At 44.9% G+C, this 26674-nt stretch carries 28 protein-coding genes; 17 read left to right on the top strand and 11 right to left on the bottom strand.

Annotated elements, in window-relative coordinates:
* Positions 1-65: 65 nt before the first annotated feature.
* On the bottom strand, positions 66-1970 hold the full coding sequence (locus AY605_RS02335; RefSeq protein WP_064094861.1) for an ATP-binding cassette domain-containing protein: 1905 nt from the start codon (positions 1968-1970) through the stop codon (positions 66-68).
* Between the two features lie 34 nt (positions 1971-2004).
* Here AY605_RS02335 and AY605_RS02330 point away from each other — a divergent pair, with 34 nt between their 5' ends.
* From AY605_RS02330 to AY605_RS02275, 12 genes are all read left to right on the top strand, one after another.
* The gene (locus tag AY605_RS02330) at positions 2005-2250 is read left to right on the top strand and encodes a SlyX family protein (RefSeq protein WP_064094860.1); all 246 of its coding nucleotides are present in this window, start codon (positions 2005-2007) and stop codon (positions 2248-2250) included.
* A gap of 380 nt (positions 2251-2630) precedes the next feature.
* The gene (locus AY605_RS02325) at positions 2631-3635 is read left to right on the top strand and encodes a hypothetical protein (protein WP_064094859.1); all 1005 of its coding nucleotides are present in this window, start codon (positions 2631-2633) and stop codon (positions 3633-3635) included.
* Positions 3636-3705: 70 nt separating this feature from the next.
* Positions 3706-4155, top strand: coding sequence for a hypothetical protein (locus AY605_RS02320; RefSeq protein ID WP_064094858.1), 450 nt, complete (start codon positions 3706-3708; stop codon positions 4153-4155).
* Positions 4156-4185: 30 nt separating this feature from the next.
* Positions 4186-6828: a type I DNA topoisomerase gene (gene topA, locus AY605_RS02315; RefSeq protein WP_064094857.1), complete on the top strand. Its 2643-nt coding sequence runs from the start codon at positions 4186-4188 to the stop codon at positions 6826-6828.
* 92 nt (positions 6829-6920) lie between these two features.
* On the top strand, positions 6921-7727 hold the full coding sequence (locus tag AY605_RS02310) for an NYN domain-containing protein (protein ID WP_064094856.1): 807 nt from the start codon (positions 6921-6923) through the stop codon (positions 7725-7727).
* 5 nt (positions 7728-7732) lie between these two features.
* The gene (locus tag AY605_RS02305; RefSeq protein ID WP_064094855.1) at positions 7733-8491 is read left to right on the top strand and encodes a hypothetical protein; all 759 of its coding nucleotides are present in this window, start codon (positions 7733-7735) and stop codon (positions 8489-8491) included.
* A gap of 131 nt (positions 8492-8622) precedes the next feature.
* Positions 8623-9195: an HdeD family acid-resistance protein gene (locus AY605_RS02300; RefSeq protein ID WP_064094854.1), complete on the top strand. Its 573-nt coding sequence runs from the start codon at positions 8623-8625 to the stop codon at positions 9193-9195.
* A gap of 71 nt (positions 9196-9266) precedes the next feature.
* Positions 9267-10406 (top strand): glycerate kinase, encoded by a 1140-nt coding sequence (locus AY605_RS02295; RefSeq protein ID WP_064094853.1) that lies wholly within the window; start codon positions 9267-9269, stop codon positions 10404-10406.
* Between the two features lie 149 nt (positions 10407-10555).
* Positions 10556-12544, top strand: coding sequence for an ATP-dependent helicase (locus tag AY605_RS02290; RefSeq protein WP_064094852.1), 1989 nt, complete (start codon positions 10556-10558; stop codon positions 12542-12544).
* An 83-nt stretch (positions 12545-12627) separates the two neighbouring features.
* On the top strand, positions 12628-12879 hold the full coding sequence (locus tag AY605_RS02285; protein WP_064094851.1) for an RNA recognition motif domain-containing protein: 252 nt from the start codon (positions 12628-12630) through the stop codon (positions 12877-12879).
* Between the two features lie 189 nt (positions 12880-13068).
* On the top strand, positions 13069-13572 hold the full coding sequence (locus AY605_RS02280) for a DUF6586 family protein (protein WP_064094850.1): 504 nt from the start codon (positions 13069-13071) through the stop codon (positions 13570-13572).
* 105 nt (positions 13573-13677) lie between these two features.
* Positions 13678-13956, top strand: a complete 279-nt coding sequence (locus tag AY605_RS02275; protein ID WP_064094849.1) for a hypothetical protein — start codon at positions 13678-13680, stop codon at positions 13954-13956.
* 168 nt (positions 13957-14124) lie between these two features.
* Here the strand turns inward: AY605_RS02275 and AY605_RS02270 are convergent, their stop codons facing one another.
* The 4 genes from AY605_RS02270 to AY605_RS02255 all read right to left on the bottom strand — a co-directional run bounded on the left by AY605_RS02270 (position 14125) and on the right by AY605_RS02255 (position 17994).
* Entirely contained in the window at positions 14125-15840 is a 1716-nt protein-coding gene (locus AY605_RS02270; protein WP_064094848.1) for a cation:proton antiporter, read from the bottom strand.
* Positions 15841-15975: 135 nt separating this feature from the next.
* Complete coding sequence (rpmG, locus tag AY605_RS02265; RefSeq protein WP_001205031.1) at positions 15976-16131, bottom strand: 50S ribosomal protein L33; 156 nt, start codon at positions 16129-16131, stop codon at positions 15976-15978.
* A gap of 12 nt (positions 16132-16143) precedes the next feature.
* Positions 16144-16380, bottom strand: coding sequence for a 50S ribosomal protein L28 (gene rpmB / locus AY605_RS02260; protein WP_000048256.1), 237 nt, complete (start codon positions 16378-16380; stop codon positions 16144-16146).
* Between the two features lie 165 nt (positions 16381-16545).
* Positions 16546-17994, bottom strand: coding sequence for a coniferyl aldehyde dehydrogenase (locus AY605_RS02255; RefSeq protein ID WP_064094847.1), 1449 nt, complete (start codon positions 17992-17994; stop codon positions 16546-16548).
* A gap of 114 nt (positions 17995-18108) precedes the next feature.
* Here AY605_RS02255 and AY605_RS02250 point away from each other — a divergent pair, with 114 nt between their 5' ends.
* The 5 genes from AY605_RS02250 (at position 18109) to AY605_RS02230 (ending at position 21771) form a co-directional block, all read left to right on the top strand.
* The gene (locus tag AY605_RS02250; protein WP_064094846.1) at positions 18109-18840 is read left to right on the top strand and encodes a TetR/AcrR family transcriptional regulator; all 732 of its coding nucleotides are present in this window, start codon (positions 18109-18111) and stop codon (positions 18838-18840) included.
* Between the two features lie 48 nt (positions 18841-18888).
* Positions 18889-19755: a formyltetrahydrofolate deformylase gene (gene purU / locus AY605_RS02245; RefSeq protein WP_064094845.1), complete on the top strand. Its 867-nt coding sequence runs from the start codon at positions 18889-18891 to the stop codon at positions 19753-19755.
* Positions 19756-19947: 192 nt separating this feature from the next.
* Entirely contained in the window at positions 19948-20718 is a 771-nt protein-coding gene (locus AY605_RS02240; protein WP_064094844.1) for a hypothetical protein, read from the top strand.
* Positions 20719-20743: 25 nt separating this feature from the next.
* Positions 20744-21367, top strand: coding sequence for a MotA/TolQ/ExbB proton channel family protein (locus tag AY605_RS02235; protein ID WP_064094843.1), 624 nt, complete (start codon positions 20744-20746; stop codon positions 21365-21367).
* Positions 21367-21771, top strand: a complete 405-nt coding sequence (locus AY605_RS02230; RefSeq protein ID WP_064094842.1) for an ExbD/TolR family protein — start codon at positions 21367-21369, stop codon at positions 21769-21771. The genes AY605_RS02235 and AY605_RS02230 overlap by 1 nt, the downstream gene beginning before the upstream one ends.
* A gap of 64 nt (positions 21772-21835) precedes the next feature.
* Here AY605_RS02230 and msrA read toward each other — a convergent pair whose 3' ends face one another.
* From msrA to AY605_RS02200, 6 genes are all read right to left on the bottom strand, one after another.
* Positions 21836-22360, bottom strand: a complete 525-nt coding sequence (gene msrA, locus AY605_RS02225; protein WP_064094841.1) for a peptide-methionine (S)-S-oxide reductase MsrA — start codon at positions 22358-22360, stop codon at positions 21836-21838.
* A gap of 103 nt (positions 22361-22463) precedes the next feature.
* The gene (locus AY605_RS02220) at positions 22464-22925 is read right to left on the bottom strand and encodes an META domain-containing protein (RefSeq protein WP_064094840.1); all 462 of its coding nucleotides are present in this window, start codon (positions 22923-22925) and stop codon (positions 22464-22466) included.
* Between the two features lie 106 nt (positions 22926-23031).
* Complete coding sequence (locus AY605_RS02215; protein ID WP_064094839.1) at positions 23032-24075, bottom strand: DUF4105 domain-containing protein; 1044 nt, start codon at positions 24073-24075, stop codon at positions 23032-23034.
* Between the two features lie 26 nt (positions 24076-24101).
* Complete coding sequence (locus AY605_RS02210; protein ID WP_064094838.1) at positions 24102-24614, bottom strand: dihydrofolate reductase; 513 nt, start codon at positions 24612-24614, stop codon at positions 24102-24104.
* A 197-nt stretch (positions 24615-24811) separates the two neighbouring features.
* Entirely contained in the window at positions 24812-25654 is an 843-nt protein-coding gene (gene thyA, locus AY605_RS02205) for a thymidylate synthase (protein WP_064094837.1), read from the bottom strand.
* Between the two features lie 180 nt (positions 25655-25834).
* Positions 25835-26326 (bottom strand): lipocalin family protein, encoded by a 492-nt coding sequence (locus AY605_RS02200; protein WP_064094836.1) that lies wholly within the window; start codon positions 26324-26326, stop codon positions 25835-25837.
* Positions 26327-26674 lie beyond the last annotated feature (348 nt).

Here is a 26674-nt window from a genome sequence, read left to right as displayed (position 1 = left end):
AAGATTCTTGAAATAAAAAAGCATCTGTCCGAATACAGATGCTTTAATAAAGACTGGGAGAATATTTAGCCGTTATTCATATTGTCCAGCTCTTCCCAGCGCTCTAATTTTTCCAGTAACAGCTCATCAATTTCTGACAAACGGTTAGAAAGTTTCAGGGCTTTATCAGAATCGGTTACGAATAAAGCACCATCAGCCAGTTGAGCATTGATCTCGGTCTGCTCTTTTTCTAGTGCTTCTATTTCAGCCGGAAGTTGCTCAAGTGCGCGCTGGTCCTTGTAGCTAAGCTTAACTTTCTTAGCAGCGACCGGCGCCGCCTCGGCTTCCGCTTTGGCCATGGCCTTTTTCACGGCACTTTTTTGGTCAACTACAGTTTGGTCCGGACGCTGTTCCAGATAATCCTGATAACCGCCAACATATTCGTCAATATTGCCCTTACCATCAAAGACCCAAGTAGATGTCACCACATTGTCCATGAAGGCCCGGTCATGCGAGATCAACAGTAAGGTGCCTGTATAGCCACTGAGCATTTCTTCAAGTAACTCTAACGTTACCATATCCAGGTCATTGGTTGGCTCATCCATCACGATCAGATTTGATGGTTTAAGTAACAGTTTCGCCAACAGGATACGGTTACGCTCACCACCCGACAAAGCTTTGACTGGTGTACGGGCACGTTCTGGCGAAAACAGGAAATCTTGTAAATAACTATAGATATGACGGCGGTTACCATTCACATCCACATGGTCAGAACCTTCTGACACGTTATCTTTCACTGATTTTTCCAGATCCAGGGCATTACGTAACTGGTCAAAATAGGCCACTTCAAGCTGCGTACCGGTCTTCACCGTGCCGCCGTGTTCTATCTCACCCAGAATGGCTTTAATGAGGGTAGTTTTGCCCACACCGTTATCACCGACCAGACCGATACGGTCGCCACGGAGTACAAGTGCAGAGAAGTTGTTAATGATCGGTGCGTTGTCACCGAATTTCACACTCAGATTCTCAATTTCAAACACCAGTTTGCCTGAGCGGTTGGCATCCTGAGTTGCCATCGTCACTTTACCTTGCTGTGAACGACGTGCCTTAGATTCTTCACGCAATGCTTTCAGGGCACGGACACGGCCTTCATTACGGGTACGACGGGCTTTGATGCCCTGACGGATCCAGACTTCTTCTTCAGCCAGCTTTTTATCGAAGAGCGCATTTTGTTTTTCTTCAGCTTCCATTTGCTGCGCTTTCAGGTCTAGATAACGTGAATAGTTACCTTCATAACTGCGCAGTTGACCACGATCCAGCTCTACAATACGGGTGGCAATGCTATCGACAAAGGCACGGTCATGCGAAATAAATAGTAAGGTTAAATTATTCTGATCGAGCAGAAATTTTTCCAGCCATTCGATACTTTCTACATCCAGGTGGTTCGTCGGTTCATCCAGTAACAGGACATCGGGTTGGGTAAGTAAAGCACGTGCCAGCAGGACACGACGTTTACGACCACCGGACAAATCGGCAAGATCTGCCTCCGGGTCCAGGCCCATTTTACTTAAAATCGAATTGACTTTGGTTTCCAGCGCCCAGCCATCCAGCTGATCCATTTTGTGTTGCAGGTTCCCCATACGCTCACAGGCGTCCATGTCACCTAGCACACAGGCTTCACTGGCTTCATGATAGGCACGCAACACTTCGGCAGCTTCACCGGCACCGTCTGCCACGATATCGGCCACTTTACCTGAATCCATCGGCACATCTTGTGCCAGCATGGAAATGGTAATGCCATTTTGTAAGGAAACTTCACCGCTATCCGGCAGCAAGCTTCCTTCAATCAGCTTAAGTAAGGTAGACTTACCCTCACCATTACGGCCAATCAAACACACTCGTTCGCCGCGTTCCAAGTTAAAATTCGCGCCGTTGAGCAGGGCAGGTCCACCAAACGCAAGTTGGACATCCCTAAGGGTAATATAGGCCATAATGTTTCCTGAAATCCCCCAGTGAGGACTTTAAATGACTAAACAACAAAATCTAAATGATCAGGCGTCATTTTCCGCACCCATTGAAGATTTGCAAGTGCGAATTGCATTTTTAGACGATTTAGTTGAACAGTTGAATGATCAGGTGGCCAAACAGACTCTGGAAATTGCTGACCTGAAACAGCAAATGCAGCTGTTATATCAACGTGTTGAGTCCTCCGATCTGTCTAAAGGTATTGCAGAATTTGATCCAGTTGCAGATCGGCCACCGCATTATTAATTTGCAAGCAATGATTTAATTACAAGAATGACCCTTAGCTGATCTAAGGGTTTTTTAATCAAAAATAAAGATAGACCAATCTATAAGTCTCAGAACAGAGGAATATTTTTTTGACTCAGACTTTAAGTCGTTTTGCATGAGTATATAAAATTAATAAAGTGCAGTGTAATCATCAGACGTAAAAGAAATTTTCCTGTTAGCCACCCCCGTATTCCCGTTGGTAAAAAAAGCTTTCTTGCCGGCATTTCCTATCTTGGGGGAGATTCTGTCAAAACAGGTCTATAGCAGTGCCATCGGCAGATTATCCATAAAATTATTTGACCTTTCACTCACTTCCTACTCTAATAATGGCTCTCAGGTACATTCCGGAATTGCGTCCCATGCACCCAAAAGTTGTTCTACTCGATCTCGAAAATAATTTCCCCACCGCCAAGCTAATGCGTGAGATTGTGGCGCATTATTCGACTTTATACCTGTTTAGCTGTGCCGGAAAATTTGAATTCTCCTTAGAGGATTTAACCGAGCTGGCTGGCTGGGTGAGTAGTGGTCAGGTTGTAGTACTGGACACGCCTGATTCACCTCAGAAAGAATATGAGTATGCCGTGATCGTCGGACAGCTCATGGCGCTATTAGAGCCGGAAACCGAGGTTGAACTGATTTCTGCGATGGACAGCAGCGAGATGTTGCAGCAGATGCTACAGGCTTCTGATATTCCGTGTCACCTGATTCAGATCCAGCCTGATGAAGTCACTATTGCAGTAGATCATGCCAAAAACTACCTTCCTAGTCTGAAAGCCATCAAGAACAAGCCTGCCTTGCAGCTGGTAAAAAAATACTGTGATGCTTTAGGCAAAATGAGTGGCAAGCCCCATACAGTGGAAAGCCTGAAAAATTCAGTAGCGAATATTCTGCAAGTGATGCCGCTAAAAGCCCAGCATGTAGTCGGCATGTTGATTAACCTGAAAATTGTCAAACGTTATGACGAGCAAATCAGCTTCCGGAAAAAAGTCCTGAAGCAATGGCTGCAACTCGATTTAGATGAACAAAGTCCGGTTGAAAATCCAAAACTGGATCAGATCATTTCCCAGCTAAAAGTTGATGAGGCTCCTGTTGAATCTGAATCACTCAAGTCACCGATCCAGTCGGCCCAGCAGGACCTGTTCAAGAACTTTGGCCGGATTGATCCGGTACAACTCGAAGTGGCGCGTAAACTGCGTGAACTCCAGGGTGATAAACCCAAAGACATTTATGAATTACGTGATTTACTGGAACAGTTATTTCCCAAATCGGATATCCGCCTGCTGCTTAAAGAGCTGATCGAGAAAGGTTATATTTACTGGAATGGTCATGAAATTTTATATAGTCATGAAATGTTCCTGAATTAATTTCATCGTGCAAACTTGCGTTTTATATTCTGCTTATGCAACTCTAATAATAGAACATAAAGGTTGAACTATGGAAAACACTGGAATCTGGGTAACGGTGGTCATCATCATTTTCGTTATAGGGTCGATTTTCGGGTTGCGTGTAAGTCCCCGGGAAAAAGCCTTGGGACTGATGCGTGACAAAGCCCGTAAAATGGGTCTGCATCCACGTTTGGTAGTGGCACCGGATTGGACCAAAATCCCGAAGGCGACTGAAAGCCGTGCCAGTATGGTTGCGTACTACAGTGTGCTGATGCCGGAAGCCCGTTTGCCCCTGATGCGCGCCCGTGTTGTCGATAATAAACTCGAAATTGTGCAGGGTGATGAGAAATTTAAAGATTTTCCCATTGCATTAAAAGGCATTTATGCTATTGATATGCAGGCCAACTGTGTCGGCATGTATTGGGATGAAGAATCTGACCTTAGAGCAACACAACTTGATGACATCAAGGCACTGTTACATGCTTTGGCTGAATTTTAATTTAGAAATAAACAGGATTAACGGTTAATTATGGCGAACGCTCCTCGGTCCACATCAAAAAGCAGCACAGCGAAGTCTCCCGACGCTGGAAGTAAGCGTGCCCTAGTGATTGTGGAGTCGCCTGCAAAAGCGAAAACAATCAATAAGTACCTTGGTCCGAACTACATCGTAAAATCATCGGTGGGTCATGTACGTGACTTGCCGACAGGCGGTTCTGTAAAATCGACAGAGAAAAAGCCGGCGACACGTACCAAACTGACAGATGCAGAAAAAGCTGAAAAATCACAACTGGCCCTGATTAACCGCATGGGGGTTGATCCGGAACATGACTGGAAAGCCAAATACGAAGTCCTCCCTGGCAAAGAACATGTGGTTGCCGAACTAAAGAAACTGGCATCGCAAGTCGATGAAGTCTATCTGGCAACGGATATGGACAGGGAAGGGGAAGCGATTGCCTGGCATTTAAAAGAAGTCATTGGCGGTGATGATTCGCGTTATCAGCGTGTAGTGTTTAACGAAATCACCAAAAATGCCATTCAGGATGCCTTCAAGCATCCTGCACGTCTGGATACCAACAAAGTTAATGCGCAGCAGGCACGCCGCTTCCTCGACCGCGTGGTAGGCTTTATGATTTCGCCATTGCTGTGGGAAAAAATTGCCCGCGGCTTATCGGCAGGCCGGGTACAGTCGGTTGCTGTGAAACTGGTGGTAGAGCGTGAACGTGAAATTCGTGCCTTTATTCCTGAAGAATACTGGCAGGTATTTGCTGATACCAAGACGAAAAAAGATGAGATTCGTCTTGAAGCAGTCAAGCAAAATGGCAAGTCGCTCAAACTGCGCAACAAAGATGAAACTGATGCACTTTTGAATCTGATCAAAGATGCCGAATACAAAGTCATCAGTCGTGAAGATAAACCGACCAAGGTTAATCCAAGCGCACCGTATATCACTTCAACCTTGCAACAGGCCGCCAGTACCCGCTTGGGCTTCTCGGTGAAGAAAACCATGATGCTGGCGCAGCGTTTGTATGAAGCCGGTTTCATTACCTATATGCGTACCGACTCCACCTTCTTGAGTGATGATGCAGTCAATATGGTACGTGGTCATATCGAAGCCGAGTTTGGTGAAAAATATTTACCTGCCAAGCCGAACCGTTATGGCAATAAAGCCGGTGCGCAAGAAGCACATGAAGCCATTCGTCCATCGAATGTCGCACTCAAAGGCGATAGTCTTGCCGGTGTAGAGCGTGATGCACAGCGTCTGTATGACCTGATCTGGCGTCAGTTTGTGGCCTGCCAGATGACACCTGCAGAATATTTATCATCAACGATTTTAGTGGATGCTAATGGTGTAGAACTCAAAGCCAAAGGTCGTACCTTGGTGTTTGACGGTTTCACTAAAGTACGCGGTCAGAACAAGTCGGATGATGATGTGCTGTTGCCTGCTGTGAAAGTGGGTGAAGTATTAAAGCTTGAAAAGCTCGATCCTTCTCAGCATTTTACCAAGCCACCGGCACGCTTTACTGAAGCCTCGCTGGTGAAAGAACTCGAGAAGAAAGGCATTGGCCGTCCATCGACCTATGCTGCGATTATCTCGACCATTCAGGATCGCGGTTATGTGAAACTGGACAACCGTCGTCTCTATGCCGAGAAGATGGGCGAGATCGTGACGGATCGTCTGGATGAAAGCTTTAACAACCTGATGAACTATGACTTTACCGCAGACCTTGAAGGTCAGCTCGATAAAGTCGCAGATGGTGAACGTAACTGGAAAGAGCTGTTAGACAGCTTCTACGGCGACTTCAAGCAGCGTTTGACCACGGCACAGGGTGAAAACGGCATGCGCCGCAATCAGCCTGTGGAAGTCGATGCGGTACATTGTAAGGAATGTGACCGTCCGATGCAGATCCGTACCGGAACAACGGGTGTATTCCTGGGTTGTTCGGGTTATAACCTGCCACCCAAAGAACGTTGTAAAGGCACGCTAAACCTGACTCCGGTTGAATCTCTGGCAGCTTTGTCAGATGATGATGCGGCAGAAACTGCAGACCTGATGTCAAAAAAACGTTGTCCAGTCTGTGGCACTGCAATGGACAGCTATGTGATTGATGGCGGTCGTAAACTGCATATCTGCGGAAACAACCCGGATTGTGATGGTTATGAGCTGGAAGAAGGCGAGTTCAAGATCAAGGGCTATGATGGTCCGAGCATTCCATGTGATAAATGTGATGGTGAAATGCAGCTGAAGACGGGTCGTTTTGGTCCATACTTTGCCTGCACCAGCTGTGAGAATACCCGTAAAGTTCTGAAAAATGGTCAGCCTGCGCCACCACGCGTTGATCCGATCAAGATGGAACATCTGCGTTCCACCAAGCATGACGATTTCTTTGTGCTGCGTGACGGTGCAGCCGGTTTGTTCCTGGCAGCAAGCAAGTTTCCGAAAGTCCGTGAAACCCGGGCACCGAAAGTGGCAGAATTGCGTACCGTGGCCGACCAGCTCGACCCGAAATACCAGTTTATCTTGCAGGCACCGGATGTTGATCCTGAAGGGAATCCAACGCTGGTGAAATTTAGCCGTAAGAACCAGTCACAATATATTGGTTCAGAAAATGCTGAAGGCAAGCAGACCAAATGGTCTCTGGTTTATCAGGACGGAAAATGGGTGGAAGCCTAAACTTCAAGATTGAAAAAATGCTGACGAAAGTCGGCATTTTTTATGTCAGAATCATTTATAGAAAAAATTAAAAATAATATTTTGGGGTAAATGTGGATATTCAGACCAAAAAGTTTGCTGTATTAATTGATGCCGATAATTCTTCCATCAATGCGATTTCATCAGTCTTGGAAGAAGTTGCGAAATATGGCATTGCCAGTGTCAAACGTGTGTATGGGGACTGGAGCAGCGAAACTTTAAAGAAATGGCGAGATGTGCTACTTCCACTTGCTATTACTCCGGTACAACAATTCGCCTATACCAAGGGTAAAGATGCCACGGATATGATCCTGATTATTGATGCCATGGACTTGTTATATGCAGGTGCTTTGGATGGTTTCTGTATCGTCTCCAGTGATAGTGATTTTACCCCCTTAGCCTCAAGAATCCGTGAAAATGGCTTGAGTGTGTATGGTTTTGGAAAGAAAACGACTCCAGAAGCTTTTAAAAAAGCATGTGATAAGTTTATTTATGTGGAAAACTTGATTGCAGACATTGACATCAAGCAGCAGGAAGAGGATGAACTCGCTAATACTTCCCCGAAGAAAGGAGTAAGCTCTGACAAATCTTTAGACCATAAGATGGTGACTCCACCTAAGGAAAATTCAAATCTTCCTGAAGGGATGGATCGGGCTACGCTGAATCTGATTTATAAAGCTGTAAAAGATAATGCGGATGAAAATGGTTGGGCGAATTTAAGTATGGTCGGGCAGTATATCAGTGCAGTAAAACCTGATTTTGATTCTCGTAACTATGGTAGAGCCAAATTGTCAGGTTTAATTAAAACTCTAAATCTTTTTGAAACCAAGATTGAAATGAGCCAGATGTATTTAAGAAAAATAAAAAAACAGAGCGTGTAACTGCCATGTGGAAAAAGATTCGGATTCTGATTTTATTAATCATCTTGTTGATTGTTGCAGTCAATGCCTATCGGGACCAAAATCAGAACTGGTCCAAACCGGTTATGGTGTTGCTACATCCGATTAATGCCGATGGATTGCCGACCACACAGCAATATATCCAGCAACTGTCGGGTCAGGACTTGAATGGAGCCAGGGAATATCTGGAAAAAGCCGCGCAGCAATATCGTGATCAGCCAACTTATTTTTATTTTAATTTAGGCCGTGAACTTAAAGCTTTACCACCGAAAGTCCCTGAGCAGGCCTCACTCATCGATACCGTTTTATGGAGTTTGAAATTCCGTTTTTATGCCTGGAAACAGCATCAAAGTGCTGACGGTTCACCTAGTGTGACTTTATATTTAAATTATTATGATCCTGCACAAACCAAACAATTAAAGCATTCAACTGCCTTGCAAAAAGGCCGGATTGGATCAGTCAATTTATTTGCCTCCAAAAAACAGGCTGAACAGAATAAAATTGTCTTGGTACATGAGTTGCTGCATGCTTTTGGGGCCTCGGACAAATATGATTTAGCGACAGGACAGCCGCTTTATCCGGTGGGTTATGCATTTCCAGATCAGCAACCTTTGTTTCCGCAAGCCAAAGCAGAGCTGATGGCAGGTCATATTCCCACTTCTCAAACGACCAGCAAAATGCCAGATAGCCTGGAACAGACACTAATTAATGCGATTACAGCCATTGAACTTGGGTGGAAAGAATAACAGCATCCTTGTCACTGACCTCATAGCTGTTGTCAGCTTGAAGTCATGACATGAAAGCTGCATTTTTTATACAGTATGGTCAATTGAATCGCTTAAGATAAATTAAACGAACAGCATCAAGAAGAATAAAAATGAAAACAGTAGGTAATGACCTTGTATTCGATTCCTTACATCGAAACCGGAAATGGTATCTGGCCTTTGGTATCTTGCTGGTTATTTTTGGTTTGATTTTAATGGCGACCTTACCTGTGGCAACCTTATCTGCAGTATTCATTTTCGGCGTACTGATGATGGTCGGTGGGGTCTTACATATTATCGCATCCTTCAAGATTTTTGAGGGCGGTATGCGCTGGTTCTGGGCCTTATTTGGCTTGCTGTATTTAATTGCCGGATACTTTGCTTTTACCACGCCCGTGCAAACCGCGATCGTTCTAACCAATGTTCTGGCCATTATCCTGATTATTGCAGGAGTCATCCGCTTGATAAATGCCTTTGTATTCCGGCCAACGGCGGGATGGGGCTGGATCCTGTTTTCCGGCATACTGACTCTCCTGGCTGGAATCATGATCTTGCGAACACCAGATGCTCCGTTCTGGGTGTTGGGCTTATTTCTAGCCGTTGATATTTTATTTCAGGGTATTAACTACCTGATGCTTGCTTCCTATATTCGCCGTGAGGTTCCGAAAAGTTCATCTAAGGTTTAATCTTTTGTTTTAAGAGCATTATATACACTCTTTTTGATACTGTAGAGATACCAAAAAGAGTGATCGTTTCTATGTCAAAAATCTTTGTTCTTGCACCAGATGCCTTTAAAGAAAGTATGAGTGCTGAACAGGCCTGTCAGGCCATGCAGCGGGGTATCCAGAAAGTCATTCCGGATGCCTGTATCATACAGGTACCGATGGCTGATGGTGGTGAAGGAACTGTCGATGCGCTAATTTCAAGCCTAAGGGGTCAGCAAATCCCATGCGAAGTGACCGGGCCACTGCCTGAACAACGTATCCATACCTATTGGGGTTTAATGGATGCAGGTCAAACCGCCGTGATTGAAATGGCCAAGGCCAATGGCATTCATTTATTACCGCCTTCACAGCGTAATCCGATGCTCACGTCAACCTATGGCACAGGAGAGATGATTAAACAGGCATTGGATCTGGGAGTGAAAAAAATCATCATTGGACTGGGTGGCAGTATTACTAATGATGGTGGTGCCGGCATGGCACAGGCACTGGGCGTGCGGTTTTTAAATTATGTAGGTGAGCCAATTCGGGTCTGTGGTGGAAACTTATATCTGGTCAAATCAATGGATTTATCTGGACTGGATCCACGTTTAGCAGATACTGAAATAATCATTGCATCAGATGTCAATAATCCACTGCGTGGACCACATGGCGCATCAATAATCTTTGGACCGCAAAAAGGGGCAATGCCTGAAATGGTCAAGCAGCTGGATCAAAACCTCGGTCATTTTGCCGATGTAGTCGCTGGGCAGATTGGCCGTGATCATCGTCATGTTGCAGGCGCGGGTGCAGCCGGTGGACTGGGTTTTGGTTTAATGGCATTTACCGCTGCCTCTATTCGGTCCGGGGTGGAACTGATGATTGAACAGGTTAAACTGAGCGAGAAAATAGCTCAGGCAGATTATGTCCTGACCGGTGAAGGTAAAATTGATAGTCAAACATCTTTGGGCAAAACCCCTTTTGGGGTGGCACAGCTCGCCAGGCAGTTTAATAAACCGGTAATCGCTTTTGCGGGTCTAGTCGGTGAAGGAATTGAGGATCTGTTTGAATCAGGATTTAGCCAGATTATTGGTATTAATCCACCAGATTGTCCTTTAGAGGAAGCCTTAAAAAATGCAGAAATGAACTTGGAGAAAGCTGTCGCTGAGATAGTCAAAAATCTTTTGACAGAGTGAAAGTATTTCTCTCTCCTGCAATCCAGCACGCTTCATTATCAGGTAATAAATCAAGAAATAAAATTGGAGACAGTGTCAGGACAACTGAAAAGCCATAATTCTGGAAGCGATCTGTTAAACTATATACATCCACAAAATGATGAGTGAAAATGAGTTTAGCCACCCTGATTGATGAATTAAACCCCCAACAAAAGCAAGCAGCGACCACAGAAGCAAAACACAGTTTGGTGCTGGCCGGGGCAGGTTGTGGCAAAACCAAGACCATCGTGGCACGCGCAGCTTACTTGATTGAACAGGGCGTGCCTGCCAACCAGATTCAGATTCTGACCTTTACCCGCCGGGCTGCCAGTGAAATTGTGGCGCGTGTCGAACTGGCACTTGGTGAAGAAGCCAAGGGACTGCGGGCCTCGACCTTTCATACCTTCTGTATGTATCTGCTGCGCCGTATTCCGAAAGCTTTTGGTCTGGAACAGTTTTCGATTATTGATCGTGATGATCAGCTGATGATGTTCCGCCTGATTCGCGGTCGTGATGACAGGAAGAACCCCAATCATTTGCCTAAGCCTCAGGAATTATGTGATTTGTATTCCTTTGCACGGAACACCCGGCAAAAACTCAGTCTGGCGCTGGAAAAACAGATGCCGGAATATCTGGCCTTAAAGGACCAGATTGCCGAAATCATGAAAGAATATGAAGCACGTAAGCAGGCGCGAAGTTTTCTGGATTATGACGATATTCTGGCGATAGTTGCCACGGCGCTGGCACAGTCCGAAGGTCTGATCGACTATGTCGCTTCTATATGCCGACATATGCTGGTGGATGAAATGCAGGATACCAATCCATTGCAATGGGCTTTGCTGGAGCCACTCAAAGACCGGATCAGCCTGTTCTGTGTCGGTGATGATGCCCAGTCGATTTATGGCTTTCGTGGTGCAGACTTTGAAAATATTCACCATTTCAAAGAACGTGTGCCAGATGCGCAAATTTTTAAATTAGAAAAAAACTACCGCTCGACGCAGGAAATTCTGGATCTGTCCAACTGGCTGCTCGATCAGTCTGAAATCAAATATGATAAACGTCTGGAAGCGTATCGCGGAGAAGGCATTAAGCCGCGTATGCATATCTTCCCGAATGAGTTTGATGAAGCCAAATGGATTGCGATTGATATTAAAGAACGCCATTATCTGCAAGGCAGCAAATGGGGCGAGCATATGGTGCTGGTTCGTTCCAGCTTTGCCGCACGGCATATTGAAGCAGCCTGTATTGCAGCCAATGTACCGTATCGCTTTATTGGTGGCATGAAGCTGCTGGAAACGGCGCATGTCAAAGATTTGCTCAGCATGCTGCGGGTGGTCGCCAATCCATTGGATGATATTGCCTGGATGCGTTTCTTAACCCTGTGGAATGGTGTAGGTGATGTGGGTGCCAGCAAGCTGTCACAGCAGCTATTGGCTGAACCTGAAATGGATCAGATTGCAAAGAAATTAGAACAGTTTGGCAAGATACCGCTAGAAACCATTCTGATTATGCAGCAGATGAATGTGCTCCAAGGCGAAGTGCAAGCCTGTGTCAGTCTTGCGATTCAGGCGATTGAATCTCAGTTGGCGGAAAACTATAAAAAGGACTGGTCACGTCGCCAGAGTGATTTTGAACTGGTCAAACAGCTGGCGTCCAAGCATTCGCAGCTGAGTGAATTTTTAGAGGAATATGTACTGGATCCGGTGTCAATCTCGGAAATTGAACGTCAGTCCGATCATGATGTGGTGACGCTGATTACCATTCACTCAGCCAAAGGCACCGAGCAAAATGTATGTTATGTAGCCAATGTCACGCCGGGGAATTATCCGCATGCACGTGCCCAAGGTGATTTTGATGATGTCGAAGAAGAGCGTCGTGTGCTGTATGTAGCATTGACCCGGGCAAAAAATGAATTGATTCTGACCAAACAGAACCTGAATCATTGGGCGCGGGAAACGGTCGATGAGCAGGGGCGTAAAGTCGAGAGCTATTTCCTGAATGATCTTACCCGGCAGTTCTGCACCACGGAAACTCATTACAAAACCCGGCAGCAAACCGTCAAAAGTGCCTTGATTGAACGCAAGTCGATTAATTTAGATTTTGGCATTGATCTCGATTAAACTATAGCAAAGTTGTTTCATGCAAAAAGTAGAGTAGGCGCGTGCTTTTTGATATTTTTTGCCTATCTTCTTAAGGTTATTAGATGAAAATTTTAGTTCGTAATTTAGAACGTACAGTCACAGAAGCCGAATTGCTGAAACTGTTCCAGGAATACGGCACAGTAGAAAACTGTACTTTGGTGCTGGATGCTGAAACTGGTAAATCTAAAGGCTTCGCCTTTGTAGAAATGCCACATGGTCGTGAAGCAGTTAAAGCGATCAAAGGCTTGAATACCTTACGCTTACATGGCACAGGTATTCGTGTCAAACAGGCTGAAGAAAAGCCACAGGCGTAAATAGAAAAAGGAGCAGATGATGCTCCTTTTTTATGGCTGTAATTTAGGATATTTCAATTTGCTCAGTGGGCTTAATGCTTTGAAGTCGGATCTGGATGAATTCAGTTTAAACATCTTTTGATTGCGAAATGCAGGCGAACCTTTTACTTTATAAAAGCCAAAATTTGTTTTAACCCTTAGGAAATCTCGATGACCCGTGTTGCTCGCTATCATGCGGACCGTACCAATCAAAAACTGTATTTTGCCCGTCTTTCCTGCCAGCAGGCAGAGCAAACCGAACATGTACAACAGGCTCAAGCACAGCGTGAGGCAACTGTTTTTCATTTGCATGGTGCCTTGTTAGCATTTTTACAGGAACTGGTACGTTACTATCGCCTGAATGATCCTAATCCAACCCTCAAATCAATTGAAGAACTGATGGCGGCCAAAGGCCAGATTTCGCCAGAAGTCACTGTGCTACAGCATTTATCTAAAAGCGGTTTCATTGCTGAACTGAAACGCGCCTATCGTTTATGCCAGTATGCGCCAGAACCAAGTACCCCAGAACCTGAAGACGAAACTTCTTCAAATCTCATCATTAAAGTCACACAGTCTCCACAAGCATGGTTACCTGATACTGCTATATTAAGAGAGTGGCATCGTGACCTGACCCAATTAATTGATGGGTTTCGTAATGAGATGATTGAATTTTAATCAGATCGGCTGTACTTGAAATTACAATTTTTAACCCTATATCAATTACTCTAATGATGCAAAGTGCATTCAGCTCTTTGCCGCCATGTTGAACGTGGAGGATATATGTCTATAGAACAGTTGAAAGACTTATTTGGTAATCAAGACGCGATTTTAGAACTCGTTCAACTTGAAGGTGGCGCATTGGCTTTACGCAATGCAGGTTCACATAAACAGCCTTTGGTGATGATTCAGTTTAATGACGAGGTAAAAGCTCTACTTGGAGAGCAGACTCCTTTTGTTGCGCAGCAGATGATTCAGGCGGCCTTATATGGCTTGCTGGAACAGCAGGTCAATGAATGGCAGGCTGAGGTTGTGGATGAAGAGCCAAAGTATATGAGTTAATCGTTAAAACCCATTTAAAAAGCACACGATCAGTGTGCTTTTTTGGTTTTATCAGAAATGCAGTGATGCGGATTTATAAGTACAAGAAAGAGCTTCAGTGCCTGCTTTCCTATAAAAAAGTTGCCGGATCTGGCAACTTTTTTATAGGGAGGAATTCAAAGAAAAATTTTAATGAGAAGGCGTATGCTGATGCGCGATTTCAATCTGGTTTAAAATATGATTACTCATATTTTTTGCCATTTCCTCTTTGGCATAATATACCTCACCAATATTATCCCGACGGATCGCTTCAGCTTCTTCCTTACTTTCTGCACAGACCAGTACTTGAATTTGCGGATTCAAAGTCTTGGCAATGTCGACAATTTTATGGATATCGATAATATCCATAGGGGAAATGACCAGTAAGCGCGCGTGCTGAATATGCGCCTGAATGAGAACGCCAGCTTCAGTGGCAATACCGGAAACCGCAGCAATACCTTTTTTACGCAGATTTTCTACGATGTCACGGTTTTCTTCGGCAATCACCACCTTGATGTTCTCTTCCATCAATGACCGGGTAATACGCCTCCCAACCTCACCATGGCCAATAATCACCACCTGATCGCGCAAATAATCTTGTGAAACTTCATCGGGTAACATCGCCAGTGGGTCACCACTGCGTTCCAGTAAGCGGGCCAAAGTTGAACGCTCCCGGATCCATTTTTGTACGGGTTCAATCGCAGAGAAAACGAAAGAGTTGAGGGTGATTGAAATCAAGGCACCTGCCAGAATCAGGTTTTGTCCTTCTAACGATAGCAGGTTAAGGGATACACCAAGCGCAGCCAGAATAAAGGAGAACTCACCAATCTGTGCCAGCGAAGCACCGACGGTCAAAGCCGTATTGATCGGATAACGAAAGAACAGTACCAGTGCCATGGCTGCAATAGTCTTACCAATCATGATAATGCCCACTACTGCCAGTACATGTAAGGGCTGTTCCAGCAAGATGCGCGGATCAAACAGCATGCCGACGGAGACAAAGAATAAAATCGAGAAAACTTCACGCAGTGGCAAAGTTTCCTCTTCGGCGCGATGACTGAAATCAGACTCTTTTACCACCATACCGGCAAAAAACGCACCCAGAGCCATAGAAACGCCAAAAATCTTGTAAGCGCCGAAGGCGATAGAAACAGCAGCAGCCACCACGGTTAAGGTGAACAGCTCACGTGAACCAAGACGTGCCACTACCTGTATGATCATTGGAATCAAGCGCTTACCAATAATCAGCATGAAGGCAATAAAGCCTGCGACTTTAAGTAGGGTAATGCCTAAGGTGAGCCAGATATTTTCATCGCTTGCACCTTCCAGGGCCTGACCACCGAGTAGCACTGCAGTCGCAGGTAACAAGACCAGCGCCAATACCATCACCAGATCTTCGACCAGTAACCAGCCAACTGCAATTCGGCCATTGATCGAATCCAGCAGGCCACGATCTCCGAGCGCTTTGAGTAGAACCACGGTACTGGCACAGGACAGGCTTAGGCCGAAGACCAGCGCTGAACCAAAGCTCCACCCCCACAGCATCGAAACTCCGACCCCGAGCAAGGTGGCAACTGCAATCTGTAAAATCGCACCAGGCAGGGCAATCCGGCGTACCTGCATCAGATCGTTCAGAGAGAAATGCATCCCGACACCAAACATCAGGAACATGACGCCTAGTTCTGCCAACTGGTTGGCCAGATGAATATCACCGACCACACCCGGCGTATGAGGACTAATCAGCACACCGGCAATCAAATAGCCGATCAAAGGGGGAAGACGCAGCCGTGCTGCGAGATAGCCAAAGACTAAAGCTAAGCCAAAACCAACAGCGAGTAATATAATGAGCTCTACATCATGTGGCACTAAATACTCCTTTAGTTAGGTTTATTGGGAAATAAGCACAAAAAATGCCAAAACATTCAGAAAGTTTATCAAGCCGGATAAAAAAAGTGCAAAAAAAAACGACCTGAAAAGGCCGCTTTTTTAAAGAAACTAAAATTATTTGATTTTAGCTTCTTTGAAGATTACGTGTTGACGGATTTTTGGATCAAATTTTTTGATTTCCATTTTTTCCGGCATAGTACGTTTGTTCTTAGTCGTGGTATAGAAATAACCTGTACCAGCTGAAGAAACTAAGCGAATTTTATCACGCATGGTTCAGACTCCTTAGATCTTTTGACCTTGAGCACGCAGGTCAGCAACAACCTTTTCAATGCCCAATTTGTCGATAATACGCATACCTTTAGTGGTTAAACGAAGACGTACAAAACGTTTTTCGCTTTCTAACCAGAAACGGTGGTGGTGCAGGTTCGGCTCGAACCGGCGCTTAGTTTTGTTGTTGGCGTGTGAGACGTTGTTACCAACGACTGGACGCTTGCCGGTAACTTGGCAAACCTTAGACATGGTGTAACTCCATTGATTTAGCCAACAGCAAATCTGTATGGCCAGTCAAAAATAAACGGATTGAAATCATTCAAGGGGCGTTTTATATCAAAAATGCGCTTAAAAGACAAGCGATTTCCGTCAAAACGCGGCACGAACTATGTCGATAGCTCATGCCTTGATCATTTAGCGGAGAAGGGTCTTCGAAATCAGCTTGTGAATCGGTTTATTGAACGGCGGCAGAATGTATTTCAAGCTATACAGCTTTGGATTCGACATTACTGAGCGTTCATGCGACAAACTGAAGAAGCCCTCTGGGCCGTGGTATTTACCCATACCTGATGCACCGACACCCCCAAATGGTAAGTCGTCCTGTGCAACATGGGTCAGTACCGTATTTTGCCCAAAATGCCCTGAATGGGTACGCTGTGCGACATAATCAGCACGCGCCTGATCAAAGTCGAAGTAGTATAAAGCAAGTGGACGCGGACGGCTATTAATAAAGTCGATGACATCATCAATTTGATCATATTCCATGATTGGAAGCAGTGGGCCAAAGATTTCATGCTGCATGATCTGCATCATTGGAGTGACATTGGTCACGATGGTCGGTGCAATCTTGCGCAGATCAGCCGAATTTTCACTGCGCGGATTAATTTCAATGACTTGCGCACCCTGCTCGCGTGCATCATCCAGATAACCTTGCAGACGATTATATTGTTTGTCATTGATAATCGAAGTGTAATCCTGGTTATGGGTGATATCCGGATACATGCTTTCTACGCAAGCCTTAAAATGATCAATAAATTCAGCCGTCTTGCCACGTGGCAGGAACATATAGTCGGGTGCCACACAGGTCTGGCCAGCATTCCAGAGCTTGCCAACGGCGACACGCTGAGCCACATCACGCAGATCAATGGATGGATGCACCAGTACCGGTGATTTACCACCGAGTTCCAGAATCACTGGCACCAGATTTTCGGCAGCCGCCGCCATCACGGTTTTACCGACTGCCGTCGAGCCGGTGAAAATTAACTTATCGAACGGCAAACGGCAGAATGCATCCGAGATGACACCGCCACCATTCACCACCGCGACCAATTCTTTCGGAAAGGCTTCGGCCAGGGCTTTTTCCAGCACTGCACCAAAGGCAGCCGATGCACTGGAAATCTTGATCATGGCATGGTTACCTGCAGCCAGAGCGCAGATCAGCGGACCGATAGACAGTAGTAGCGGATAGTTCCACGGTGCAATAATTCCGACTACGCCCAAAGGCTGATATTGTACCCATGCTTTGGCTGGCTGGTGAATAATGCCGACATGACGTTTGGAGGGTTTCATCCAGCGGGTCAGGTTTTTACTGTAATATTTGACATGTTCCAGACAGGTGAGCAGTTCACCAATTTTGGTTTCCCCGATCGAACGGTTACCATAGTCCTGATTAATTGCTTCAGCAAATTGATCTTGATACTTAACTAAGATACGCTTAAGCCGAGCTAAACGATCGATACGTTCCTTTGCAGTTGGCAGAGGGTAGTGTAAGTAAGCGTGTTTTTGTTGTGCCAAGACTTCATTGAGGTACTGGCTATCAAAGAAATGTGGTGTCATTGATGTTGTTTTTGTGTGACTGTTCATGCCGCACTACCATATTCAAAAATCGATTAATTAATTTTTAGAGCAAATACTCTAATTAGTCAAGTGACTTTGTGTGTTAGCCTGCTAATGCACGAACTGAATGGTTATTTTAGGATGTCCCAAACCAAAACCTTAAAAACTAAAGAGCGTATCTTGCAGCTTAGTTTGCAGCTGTTTAATGAGCGTGGCGAACGGTCCGTCACCACCAATCACATTGCGGCTGAACTCGGCATGAGCCCAGGCAACCTGTATTATCATTTCCGCAATAAAAATGAAATTATTAAAGAATTGATGGAACAGTACCAGCAGCAAACGCTAGAGATGCTGGCCTTGCCAGATGACCGTGCGCTGGACGCCAATGACAAGGTACATTACTTTCAGGTACTGAGTAGTCAGCTATGGGCTTATCGTTTCCTGCATCGGGATGTCTATCATCTGGTAGAAAATAACGAAGATTTTCGCAAGTTGTATCCCCGCTTTGCCGGACAGGTGATGCAGCAGGGCCAGAAAATCTATAAAGGCTTTGTCAATGCAGGCTTGATGGAAATGACCGATTCAGAAATTGAAGCCCTGATCATCAACCTATGGATTGTACTGACCAACTGGACCAACTTCCTGTATATGTCAGGCCATCTGACCGATTCCAATACGCTGGAAGAAAAATGGGTCTGGCAGGCACTGCGCCAGATGGTATTCCTGGAAGGGGCCTATTTGCGTGGCGAAAGTCGTCAAACCTATGAAGGTTTATTGAATAGTCTGGGCTCTTCCGAACTTTTTGCCAGCCTGTCGGCTGCTAAAGATGCTGAATCTGAACAAACTATTCAGAATATCCAAGAAACGCGCTAGAATACTCGGCTTATTTTTTAATTTAACTGATTAGTGACTTAAACCAACATGAATATGACGACTGCTAACACCGCACGTTTATTGATTACTTGTGAAGACAAGCCGGGCATCGTGCAGGCTGTTTCAAGCTTCTTGTATCATCAAGGTGCTAACATTACTGCGCTTGACCAATATGCGACAGCAGCGCAGGGCGGACGTTATTTCATGCGCGTTGAATTTGAATTAGATAATCTTCAAAGTCGCAAAGAAAGCATTATCCAGACTTTTGCAGCGAATGTAGCGGAACGCTATAGCATGCAATGGCGTCTGGCTCTGGTCAGTGATGTGAAGAAAGTCGGTATTCTGGTGTCCAAGGTTGATCATGCCTTGCTGGAACTGTTATGGCGTCATGCACGTGGTGGTTTACCTTGTGAAATTACCAAAGTGGTATCGAATCACGAGACCTTACGCGAAGCAGTTGAAAACTTTGGTATTCCATTTGAAGTGGTGCCAGTAACCAAAGACAACAAGCGTGAGGCTTATGAAGAAATTGACCAGTTGATGCAGGGCAATGACCTGTTGGTACTGGCGCGTTATATGCAGATTCTGGATGAAGAGTTTGTCAGCAAGTGGGAAATGAAAGTGATCAATATCCACCATTCATTCCTGCCAGCTTTCGTGGGTGCCAATCCGTACAAGCAGGCTTATGACAAGGGTGTCAAACTGATTGGTGCAACTGCCCACTATGTGACAGCTGATCTGGATCAGGGGCCAATCATCGAGCAGGATGTGGAGCGCGTGAACCATGACTTTACTGTTGAACAGTTACGTGAACTGGGTCAGGATGTAGAGCGTAATGTATTGGCCCGTGCGGTCAGATGGCATCTGGAAGACCGTATTATTGTCGATGGTAACAAGACTGTCGTGTTCCAATAAGACTTGCATTGGATTTTAAAAAGGCATACTTTTAGTGTGCCTTTTTTTGTTTTGATGCAAAAAAAACAGTCAAAGCTAAGATTAGCAGTTGCAAATGAAAACACTTCTCATTTATTATTGCCATACTTTAATTGTGCTAACCGATGAGCTTGATAGTTTGTTTCACATCATCTCCTCAAGGTAATAGATTTAATGAGTCAAGTTGCTGCGCCCCAAATGCCTACACCGCCGAATCAGATGAAAAAGAAAGTCATCTCTATCGTTGCGGCTGTACTTGTTGGGCATGTGGGTGTGTTATATGCGATCAGCCAGATGCAAGCGCCTGAACTGACACCCATTGATAAGCAGCCCTTAAAAGTGCGCTTTGTCAAACTTCAGGAAGCACCGAAACCTTTACCGCCAAAGCCAAAGGCCGAGCCACAAAAAGAGCCACCTAAGCCTAAAAAAGAAGTCAAAATTGTAGAAAAACCGCTGCCACCGCCACCCAAAAAAGTAGAAAAAATTGAACAGGTGAAAAAGGTGGAAGCGCCTAAAGTAGTTACAGCACCGCCAGTTGAAGCAAAACCGGCTCCGGCTCCGGTAGTGCCAACCGTGGTCACTGAAACTAAAGTAAAACCGGCACCCGCTCCAGTTGCACCACCTGCACCTGTGGCGCCCCCTGCACCTGCTGCACCTCCATCACCGAAAAGTGTATCGATTGGCGGAGGTGTTTCTTGGCAGCGTTCACCGAAAGTTTCATTATCTTCGAGTGAATTAAAATCAGCCTGTTCGCTGGTAGTGGACGTGGCAGCAAATGAACAGGGCAAAGTGGTCTCCGCGACTGCACGAAACTCAGATTGTAGCCCGGCAGTAACGCGCAAAGTAGAAGCAGCGGTACGTCGTGCACAACTCACCAAATATGTTGAAAATGGTGTGGCTTATCCAACCCGTGTGGAACAGCCTTTCGATTTTCAGGTTAAATAACGGCTAACCCATTAGGAGTTCGAATATGAACTTTTCAGTTTATTGGCAACACGCTGATGCAGTCAGTAAAACGCTGTATTTCGTGTTATTGGCAATGTCGATTGCGACATGGACCATTTTTGTGCTTCGTTTGATGGGCACTCGCCAATTGAAACAGATTGCCTATGCTCAGTTATCTCAGGCATTGGAAAAACTGAAAACCAAACTGGCTCCTTTGGGCTTTGAACAGCGTAAGGCAGTGGCAGAACAGGCGCTGTTACGCCAGATTTCAGCAGAGAAAGCCAATGCCGAAAAAGGTGTATCGGTTCTTGGTACAATTGCTTCAATTTCACCTTTTGTCGGTTTGTTCGGTACGGTATGGGGAATTTTCCATGCGCTGGTTGCGGTTGGTAAAAGTGGTCAGGCTGGCCTTGCACAAGTAGCAACCCCAGTCGGTGAGGCCTTGATTATGACCGGATTGGGTCTGGCCGTCGCGATTCCTGCGGTACTGGCATATAACATCTGTGTGCGTATGAATCGTGGCCTGGCACATGAACTGCAAGATCAGGCGCATGGTCTGTTGATTGATACCATGCTGCAACAGGAATCTGCTGCAAAAAAATCTGATGCGCAGATTACGCAACAAAGTTTCGTGGGAGGTCAAGCTTAATGGCTTTTCAACTGGGTGAAGACAACGATGTAGGCATGAATGAGATGAACCTCATTCCACTCATCGACATTATGTTGGTATTGATGATCATCTTTCTGGTGACAGCGACCGTTGCGAACCCGTCAATTCCATTAACCTTGCCACAAACTACTGCGGAAATTATCGATCTGCCGCCTGAAAATGTCACGATTAGCATCAATGCAGAAGGTGACATTGCCTGGAATGCCGATGTACTGACGCTAGAGCAGCTTGAAACCCGCTTCAATGAAGCCGGACAGTCTGAACGTCAGCCGACGATTGTGCTGAAAGCAGATAAAGAATCACGTTATGATACGGTGGCGCAAGTCATGTCGCGCGCGAGTGGAGCCGGACTCAGCGATATTGCTTTTGCAACTGATAACTAAGATTCAGTAAGTAAAAAAAGCGACTGATTGCAGTCGCTTTTTTTATGCCTATTTTTCATGAAACTTAATGAGTTTTTAACAAGGTTGTAAACTTGCTGCGTAATTTGTTCAATTTTGGCGGAATGGCAAAATTGCAATAGCCTTGAGTGGGATTCTTGGCAAAGAAGTTCTGATGATATTCTTCTGCAGGATAAAAAGTCGGGGCAGGGCTGACTTCAGTCACGATATTGATGCCATCGGCTTTCAGGGCATCAATCGCCTGCTGTGCCTGTTGTTGTTGCTCATCATTCAAATAAAAAATCACAGAACGATATTGGGTGCCAACGTCATTGCCCTGACGGTTCAAGGTTGTTGGATCATGGGTTGCAAAAAATACATCAAGTAACTGTGTATAACTGATCTGGTTTTCATCGAAATCGATCAGAATCACTTCAGCATGTCCGGTTTCACCCTCGCACACGTCATCATAATTGGGATTAGTTGTATGACCACCTGCATAGCCACTTAGAACCCGCTGAACTCCCTGGATTTGTAAAAATACCGCCTCGGTACACCAAAAGCATCCACCACCGAAAAGTGCTTGTTGCATGGTTGATTCCTCATTCAATTGAAATAGGCTGATGGTTTAATTCTAGCCCACCAGTATGAAAGATAAAAAAGCCTGTAAATGCAGGCTTTTTGTAGGAGGCTTATTAGCGTGGCTGAACCGCATTTTCCAGCTGGATTAACAAGTTGCCATGTCGATCCAACAGTTTCAATGTTTTTCCATATACTTGATAATGCGTCACTTTGCTTAAAGCTTCATTAAATTTTTGATCTAGCTGACCATTATTCATACAGGCCATGCGTGTAGTGGCCATTTGACTCAGATTCAAGGTGTCTTTACCTGCTATATAGCTACCCATGATCCGGTTACAGCCATCTGAACCTGAAACACGCTGGGTGCTGGCATCAAATTGCAGGCTTGGAATATTGCTTGCTGCTGGTACTGTTTTGATTTCAGTATTGCCAATCTGGGTCGCAATCCAGGTACGATTCTGCAAAAGTTGTAAATGATTCGCGGTTTGTGTGGTGGCGGTAGATGGGACAGTTTCACAACCCATGACCGTTAAGACCGAACCTAAAATGGCGATGGCAGTTAATTTTTTTAGCATGAGAGATACCCTGATCATAGATTAGCCATTTGTATCTAAACAAAAAAATGATTAAGGTTCCAGTTGATTTTGTATCTTTATTGAAGTGGATATTACTGTAGAGTTATCACATGTCTGGTTTTGGCAGGCCCTGCCGGATCAGATGTGAATAATCCTGACTGGACAGCTCGGCGGTCTGTTTCACCCGTGGATTAACGTGTGCTCGCTGATACCAGGTATGCATATCCCAGGACTGATCCAGTACTTTCAGATCATAAAGATAGTTCGGTAAATAGCCGGAGGCAAGTAACCGATAATCTGAGGGCAATTGTTGTTGCGAAACTGCCTGCACCATATCAAAGACCAGCGTAGTACAGTTACTGGTCAGGGTATTGTACCATTTCGGCTGTTTGGCCAGTGCATCGACCTGATGGAGATATTCCACAAATAATGCTTTGGCTTGAGCTTGTGGCATCTTTACCGGAAAGAAATAGACCTGTTCGCCGCGGACATTGCTGCGAGTATAAATAATATCCTTTTCGTCCGATGCTACCAGATTCAGTTCGTATTTTCGGAAAAAACCACCTATCGCTGAAAAATTCTCATTCTTCTCCTTGCGGATTTCAATTGAAAAGGTGAGTGGCTTTTGATTAGCAAAATCGAAGCTGACCAGAGTATGAGCAATTTTTGGTCCCATCCAGTAAGACGTGATGATATTCACTCCGGTAATCTGGTTCAGATCAAAACTGCGGCTTTCCCAGCGCTCAGTATAGCGGCCATCCGGTTGCCAGTCGAAATTACGGATATTGTGCAGGGTGACCAGATTGCCTCGCTGTTCATAGGAGAGCAGCCTGGAAACTTCAGGGTTCCAGTCACGATCCTGACGTGGCTCCATGCTGAAGTAAGCCAACAAGCTGAACAGAAAGGCCAGCAGATAGAGTACGGTATCCACCTGGCGGGAAATCAGATGCCGAGTAAAATAAATTCCGAGGACGACCAGTGCAAATGTGAGCCAAAGACCTATCAGAATTATGCTGCCAATTTTACCCACAGGCTGTTGTACCCAGAGCATCAGGCTTAACCACAAGCTTGAACCCAGGACAAATAAACTAAACAGACTGCCGAGTAACCACAGGCTCCAATGCTTTTCCGGTTTTTTGCGTCCTTGCATGCTCAATCTTTTATAGAAAATAGGCTTTATTTTCTGTATGTTGCGAACTCAAATGCAATACCGGTTTTGTCATCAATATGTTGTTCTGATGCAACTTTTTCAAACTCGGCCGGAATCTCCGGGTAATAGGCATGACCTTTTACATCAAGTTCGACATGGGTGAGTTCCAGACGATCAGCGATATCCAGGGTCTGTTTAAATATTTCGCCGCCGCCAATAATATAAATGGACTTCGGATTTTCCGAGGCTTTTACATCTGCTACAGCCTGGTTCAAGGCATCCTCAATCGTATGCGCAACTTTAGTGCCCTCAAAAGACCAGTCGGCATCCCGGGTAATCACCCAGTTCACACGTTTGGGCAGGGCACGGCCCATGGATTCAAGCGTTTTGCGACCCATCACAATTACGCCGCCCTGGGTGATTTCCTTAAAATGTTTAAGATCTGCTGAGATGTGCCAAGGCAGGTCATTGTCCTTGCCAATACAGCGCTGCTGATCCATTGCCACGACGTGTACAACTTCTAAATCTTGAAATGACATGTATTGAATCCTTCTCATCAAACCCAAAGTCCTTCGTTTAATATTTTACTTGTACGAAGGAAAGGTTAAAAATCTATATTGACTGCCTTTATGCTTTAGGCCCGGGAATATATTTGGAAAGGAAGAGAGGTCACGCATGGTAAAAGGCCTCTTCCTAGCCCTCTCTTGAGAGAGGGGGAACTTTATAATAAAGAATATTAAACAGCGACAGGTGCTTTGATGCCCGGATGTGATTCATAACCGACAACTTCAATATCTTCAAATTTAAAATCGAACAGGTCTTTGACTTCAGGGTTCAATTTTAACTGGCACAGGCCAAGTGGCTCACGACTTAATTGTAATTGTGCTTGTTCAAAGTGGTTGGCATATAAATGGGTATCGCCACCGGTCCAGACAAAATCACCGACGTCCAGATCACAGACCTGCGCAATCATATGCGTCAGCAGGGCATAGCTGGCAATATTAAACGGGACACCCAAAAACACATCGGCACTACGCTGGTACAGCTGGCAAGAGAGTTTGCCGTTATGCACAAAAAACTGGAACAGGGTATGACAGGGTGGTAATGCCACTTGCCCCGCTTCATTCGGATTCCAGCCAGAGACAATCAGACGACGTGAATTTGGATTGGTCTTGATTTCATTGATCAGCCATTGGATCTGGTCAAAACCGTCCTGTTTAAAGCTGCCATCTGGATTTTTGGTTGCGCCAAAGTTACGCCATTGATGACCATATACCGGACCAAGTTCGCCTTCAGGACGGCCAAAACGTGCTGTCTGTTCCGCAGTTGCCCATTCATCCCAGATCGTGACTTTGTTGTCCTGAAGATACTTTACATTGGTATCACCTTTCAGGAACCACAACAATTCAATCACGATAGAACGGAAATGAACTTTTTTGGTGGTGAGTAGGGGAAATCCCTTAGAAAGATCAAAGCGCATCTGATGACCAAATACCGAGCGTGTACCTGTTCCGGTACGGTCGCCTTTATCACCGCCGTGGTCGAGGATATGTTGTAGAAGGTCAAGATATTGGCGCATAGGTCTCTCTTAAAATTTGTTGAAAATTGCTTTTCTTTGAACTGAGCAACTCAAAATTGCGCTCATCATAACATTTTTTTTAGTACTTCCGCATAGCGATAAAACTGATTCAACCAGAGAGTAATCGCAGTAAAAAAGGCATCCTTGAGAGATGCCTTTGAATGGTCCAATTTATTTTGTTTAAGCAGTGGGTTGGCCCGTATGAACGGTATTAATCAGATCAGACAGGTCATAACCCAGTGATTCTGCATAGGCCAAATATTGCTGTTTGGTGGCTTCATCTAGCGTTGGTTTACGATGCAGTAGCCATAGATATTTCATATGCGGCTCCCCGACCAGAGCAGTTTCATACTGTTCATCCAGTTTGAGTACCCAGTAATCTCCTTTGGTAAAAGGCACCCAGCGCAAACCCTCAGGCAAGAAGCTGACTTCCAGCTTGCCATGCTCTGCATCAACAATGCTGGCCTCTCCAATTGCTTCATCCAGCTTTCCAACACCATCCAGACAACGGTTCTGGACCCGAACGGTACCATCTTCGTTCAGGCTATAAACTGCAGAAATATCAGTGCTGTCTTCAGGTTGGTGCTTCATCGGCAAACGCGCGATTTCATACCAGGTTCCTAAATAATGTTCCAGATCAAAATTAGAAACAGTAGCTAAATCCTGAGTCATTTTTTTCTTCTCCGTTCACTTCAATTATTTGTACTGAATCAGTCTAATACATGAGCTAAGGCTTACAGCGATGTAATCCTGTAGAAAATTGTTATCCTTTTTTTCGATAAGTAAAATTGGCAATAATGCTGCCTATAAATAGTTAAGAGAATAAATATAGGAGGAAATCTAAGATTGTAATAATTTACTTTGATGGGATTAATATTAAAAAAAACTAAATTAAATCTTATTTTTTATAAAAAATTTCCTAAAAATAATACGAAAAAAAATAATAGTTTAGTTTCATTAAACGAACAATAGAAAAATTTTATTACATATTGAATGTGAAAAATAACATTTAACCGGCTA

This window comes from Acinetobacter sp. SFD, assembly GCF_001647575.1.
Lineage (GTDB): Bacteria > Pseudomonadota > Gammaproteobacteria > Pseudomonadales > Moraxellaceae > Acinetobacter > Acinetobacter pecorum.
The sequence above is the reverse complement of the archived record's forward strand: the minus strand, read 5'-3'. Positions and strand labels throughout refer to the sequence as shown.

Bases quoted from the DNA above. Each gene is read 5' to 3' on its own strand.
- AY605_RS02335 (WP_064094861.1), bottom strand. From the start codon at position 1,970: ATGGCCTATATTACCCTTAGGGATGTCCAACTTGCGTTTGGTGGACCT.
- AY605_RS02330 (WP_064094860.1), top strand. From the start codon at position 2,005: ATGACTAAACAACAAAATCTAAATGATCAGGCGTCATTTTCCGCACCC.
- AY605_RS02325 (WP_064094859.1), top strand. From the start codon at position 2,631: ATGCACCCAAAAGTTGTTCTACTCGATCTCGAAAATAATTTCCCCACC.
- AY605_RS02320 (WP_064094858.1), top strand. From the start codon at position 3,706: ATGGAAAACACTGGAATCTGGGTAACGGTGGTCATCATCATTTTCGTT.
- topA (WP_064094857.1), top strand. From the start codon at position 4,186: ATGGCGAACGCTCCTCGGTCCACATCAAAAAGCAGCACAGCGAAGTCT.
- AY605_RS02305 (WP_064094855.1), top strand. From the start codon at position 7,733: ATGTGGAAAAAGATTCGGATTCTGATTTTATTAATCATCTTGTTGATT.
- AY605_RS02300 (WP_064094854.1), top strand. From the start codon at position 8,623: ATGAAAACAGTAGGTAATGACCTTGTATTCGATTCCTTACATCGAAAC.
- AY605_RS02295 (WP_064094853.1), top strand. From the start codon at position 9,267: ATGTCAAAAATCTTTGTTCTTGCACCAGATGCCTTTAAAGAAAGTATG.
- AY605_RS02290 (WP_064094852.1), top strand. From the start codon at position 10,556: ATGAGTTTAGCCACCCTGATTGATGAATTAAACCCCCAACAAAAGCAA.
- AY605_RS02285 (WP_064094851.1), top strand. From the start codon at position 12,628: ATGAAAATTTTAGTTCGTAATTTAGAACGTACAGTCACAGAAGCCGAA.
- AY605_RS02280 (WP_064094850.1), top strand. From the start codon at position 13,069: ATGACCCGTGTTGCTCGCTATCATGCGGACCGTACCAATCAAAAACTG.
- AY605_RS02275 (WP_064094849.1), top strand. From the start codon at position 13,678: ATGTCTATAGAACAGTTGAAAGACTTATTTGGTAATCAAGACGCGATT.
- rpmG (WP_001205031.1), bottom strand. From the start codon at position 16,131: ATGCGTGATAAAATTCGCTTAGTTTCTTCAGCTGGTACAGGTTATTTC.
- rpmB (WP_000048256.1), bottom strand. From the start codon at position 16,380: ATGTCTAAGGTTTGCCAAGTTACCGGCAAGCGTCCAGTCGTTGGTAAC.
- AY605_RS02255 (WP_064094847.1), bottom strand. From the start codon at position 17,994: ATGAACAGTCACACAAAAACAACATCAATGACACCACATTTCTTTGAT.
- AY605_RS02250 (WP_064094846.1), top strand. From the start codon at position 18,109: ATGTCCCAAACCAAAACCTTAAAAACTAAAGAGCGTATCTTGCAGCTT.
- purU (WP_064094845.1), top strand. From the start codon at position 18,889: ATGAATATGACGACTGCTAACACCGCACGTTTATTGATTACTTGTGAA.
- AY605_RS02240 (WP_064094844.1), top strand. From the start codon at position 19,948: ATGAGTCAAGTTGCTGCGCCCCAAATGCCTACACCGCCGAATCAGATG.
- AY605_RS02235 (WP_064094843.1), top strand. From the start codon at position 20,744: ATGAACTTTTCAGTTTATTGGCAACACGCTGATGCAGTCAGTAAAACG.
- AY605_RS02230 (WP_064094842.1), top strand. From the start codon at position 21,367: ATGGCTTTTCAACTGGGTGAAGACAACGATGTAGGCATGAATGAGATG.
- msrA (WP_064094841.1), bottom strand. From the start codon at position 22,360: ATGCAACAAGCACTTTTCGGTGGTGGATGCTTTTGGTGTACCGAGGCG.
- AY605_RS02220 (WP_064094840.1), bottom strand. From the start codon at position 22,925: ATGCTAAAAAAATTAACTGCCATCGCCATTTTAGGTTCGGTCTTAACG.
- AY605_RS02215 (WP_064094839.1), bottom strand. From the start codon at position 24,075: ATGCAAGGACGCAAAAAACCGGAAAAGCATTGGAGCCTGTGGTTACTC.
- AY605_RS02210 (WP_064094838.1), bottom strand. From the start codon at position 24,614: ATGTCATTTCAAGATTTAGAAGTTGTACACGTCGTGGCAATGGATCAG.
- thyA (WP_064094837.1), bottom strand. From the start codon at position 25,654: ATGCGCCAATATCTTGACCTTCTACAACATATCCTCGACCACGGCGGT.
- AY605_RS02200 (WP_064094836.1), bottom strand. From the start codon at position 26,326: ATGACTCAGGATTTAGCTACTGTTTCTAATTTTGATCTGGAACATTAT.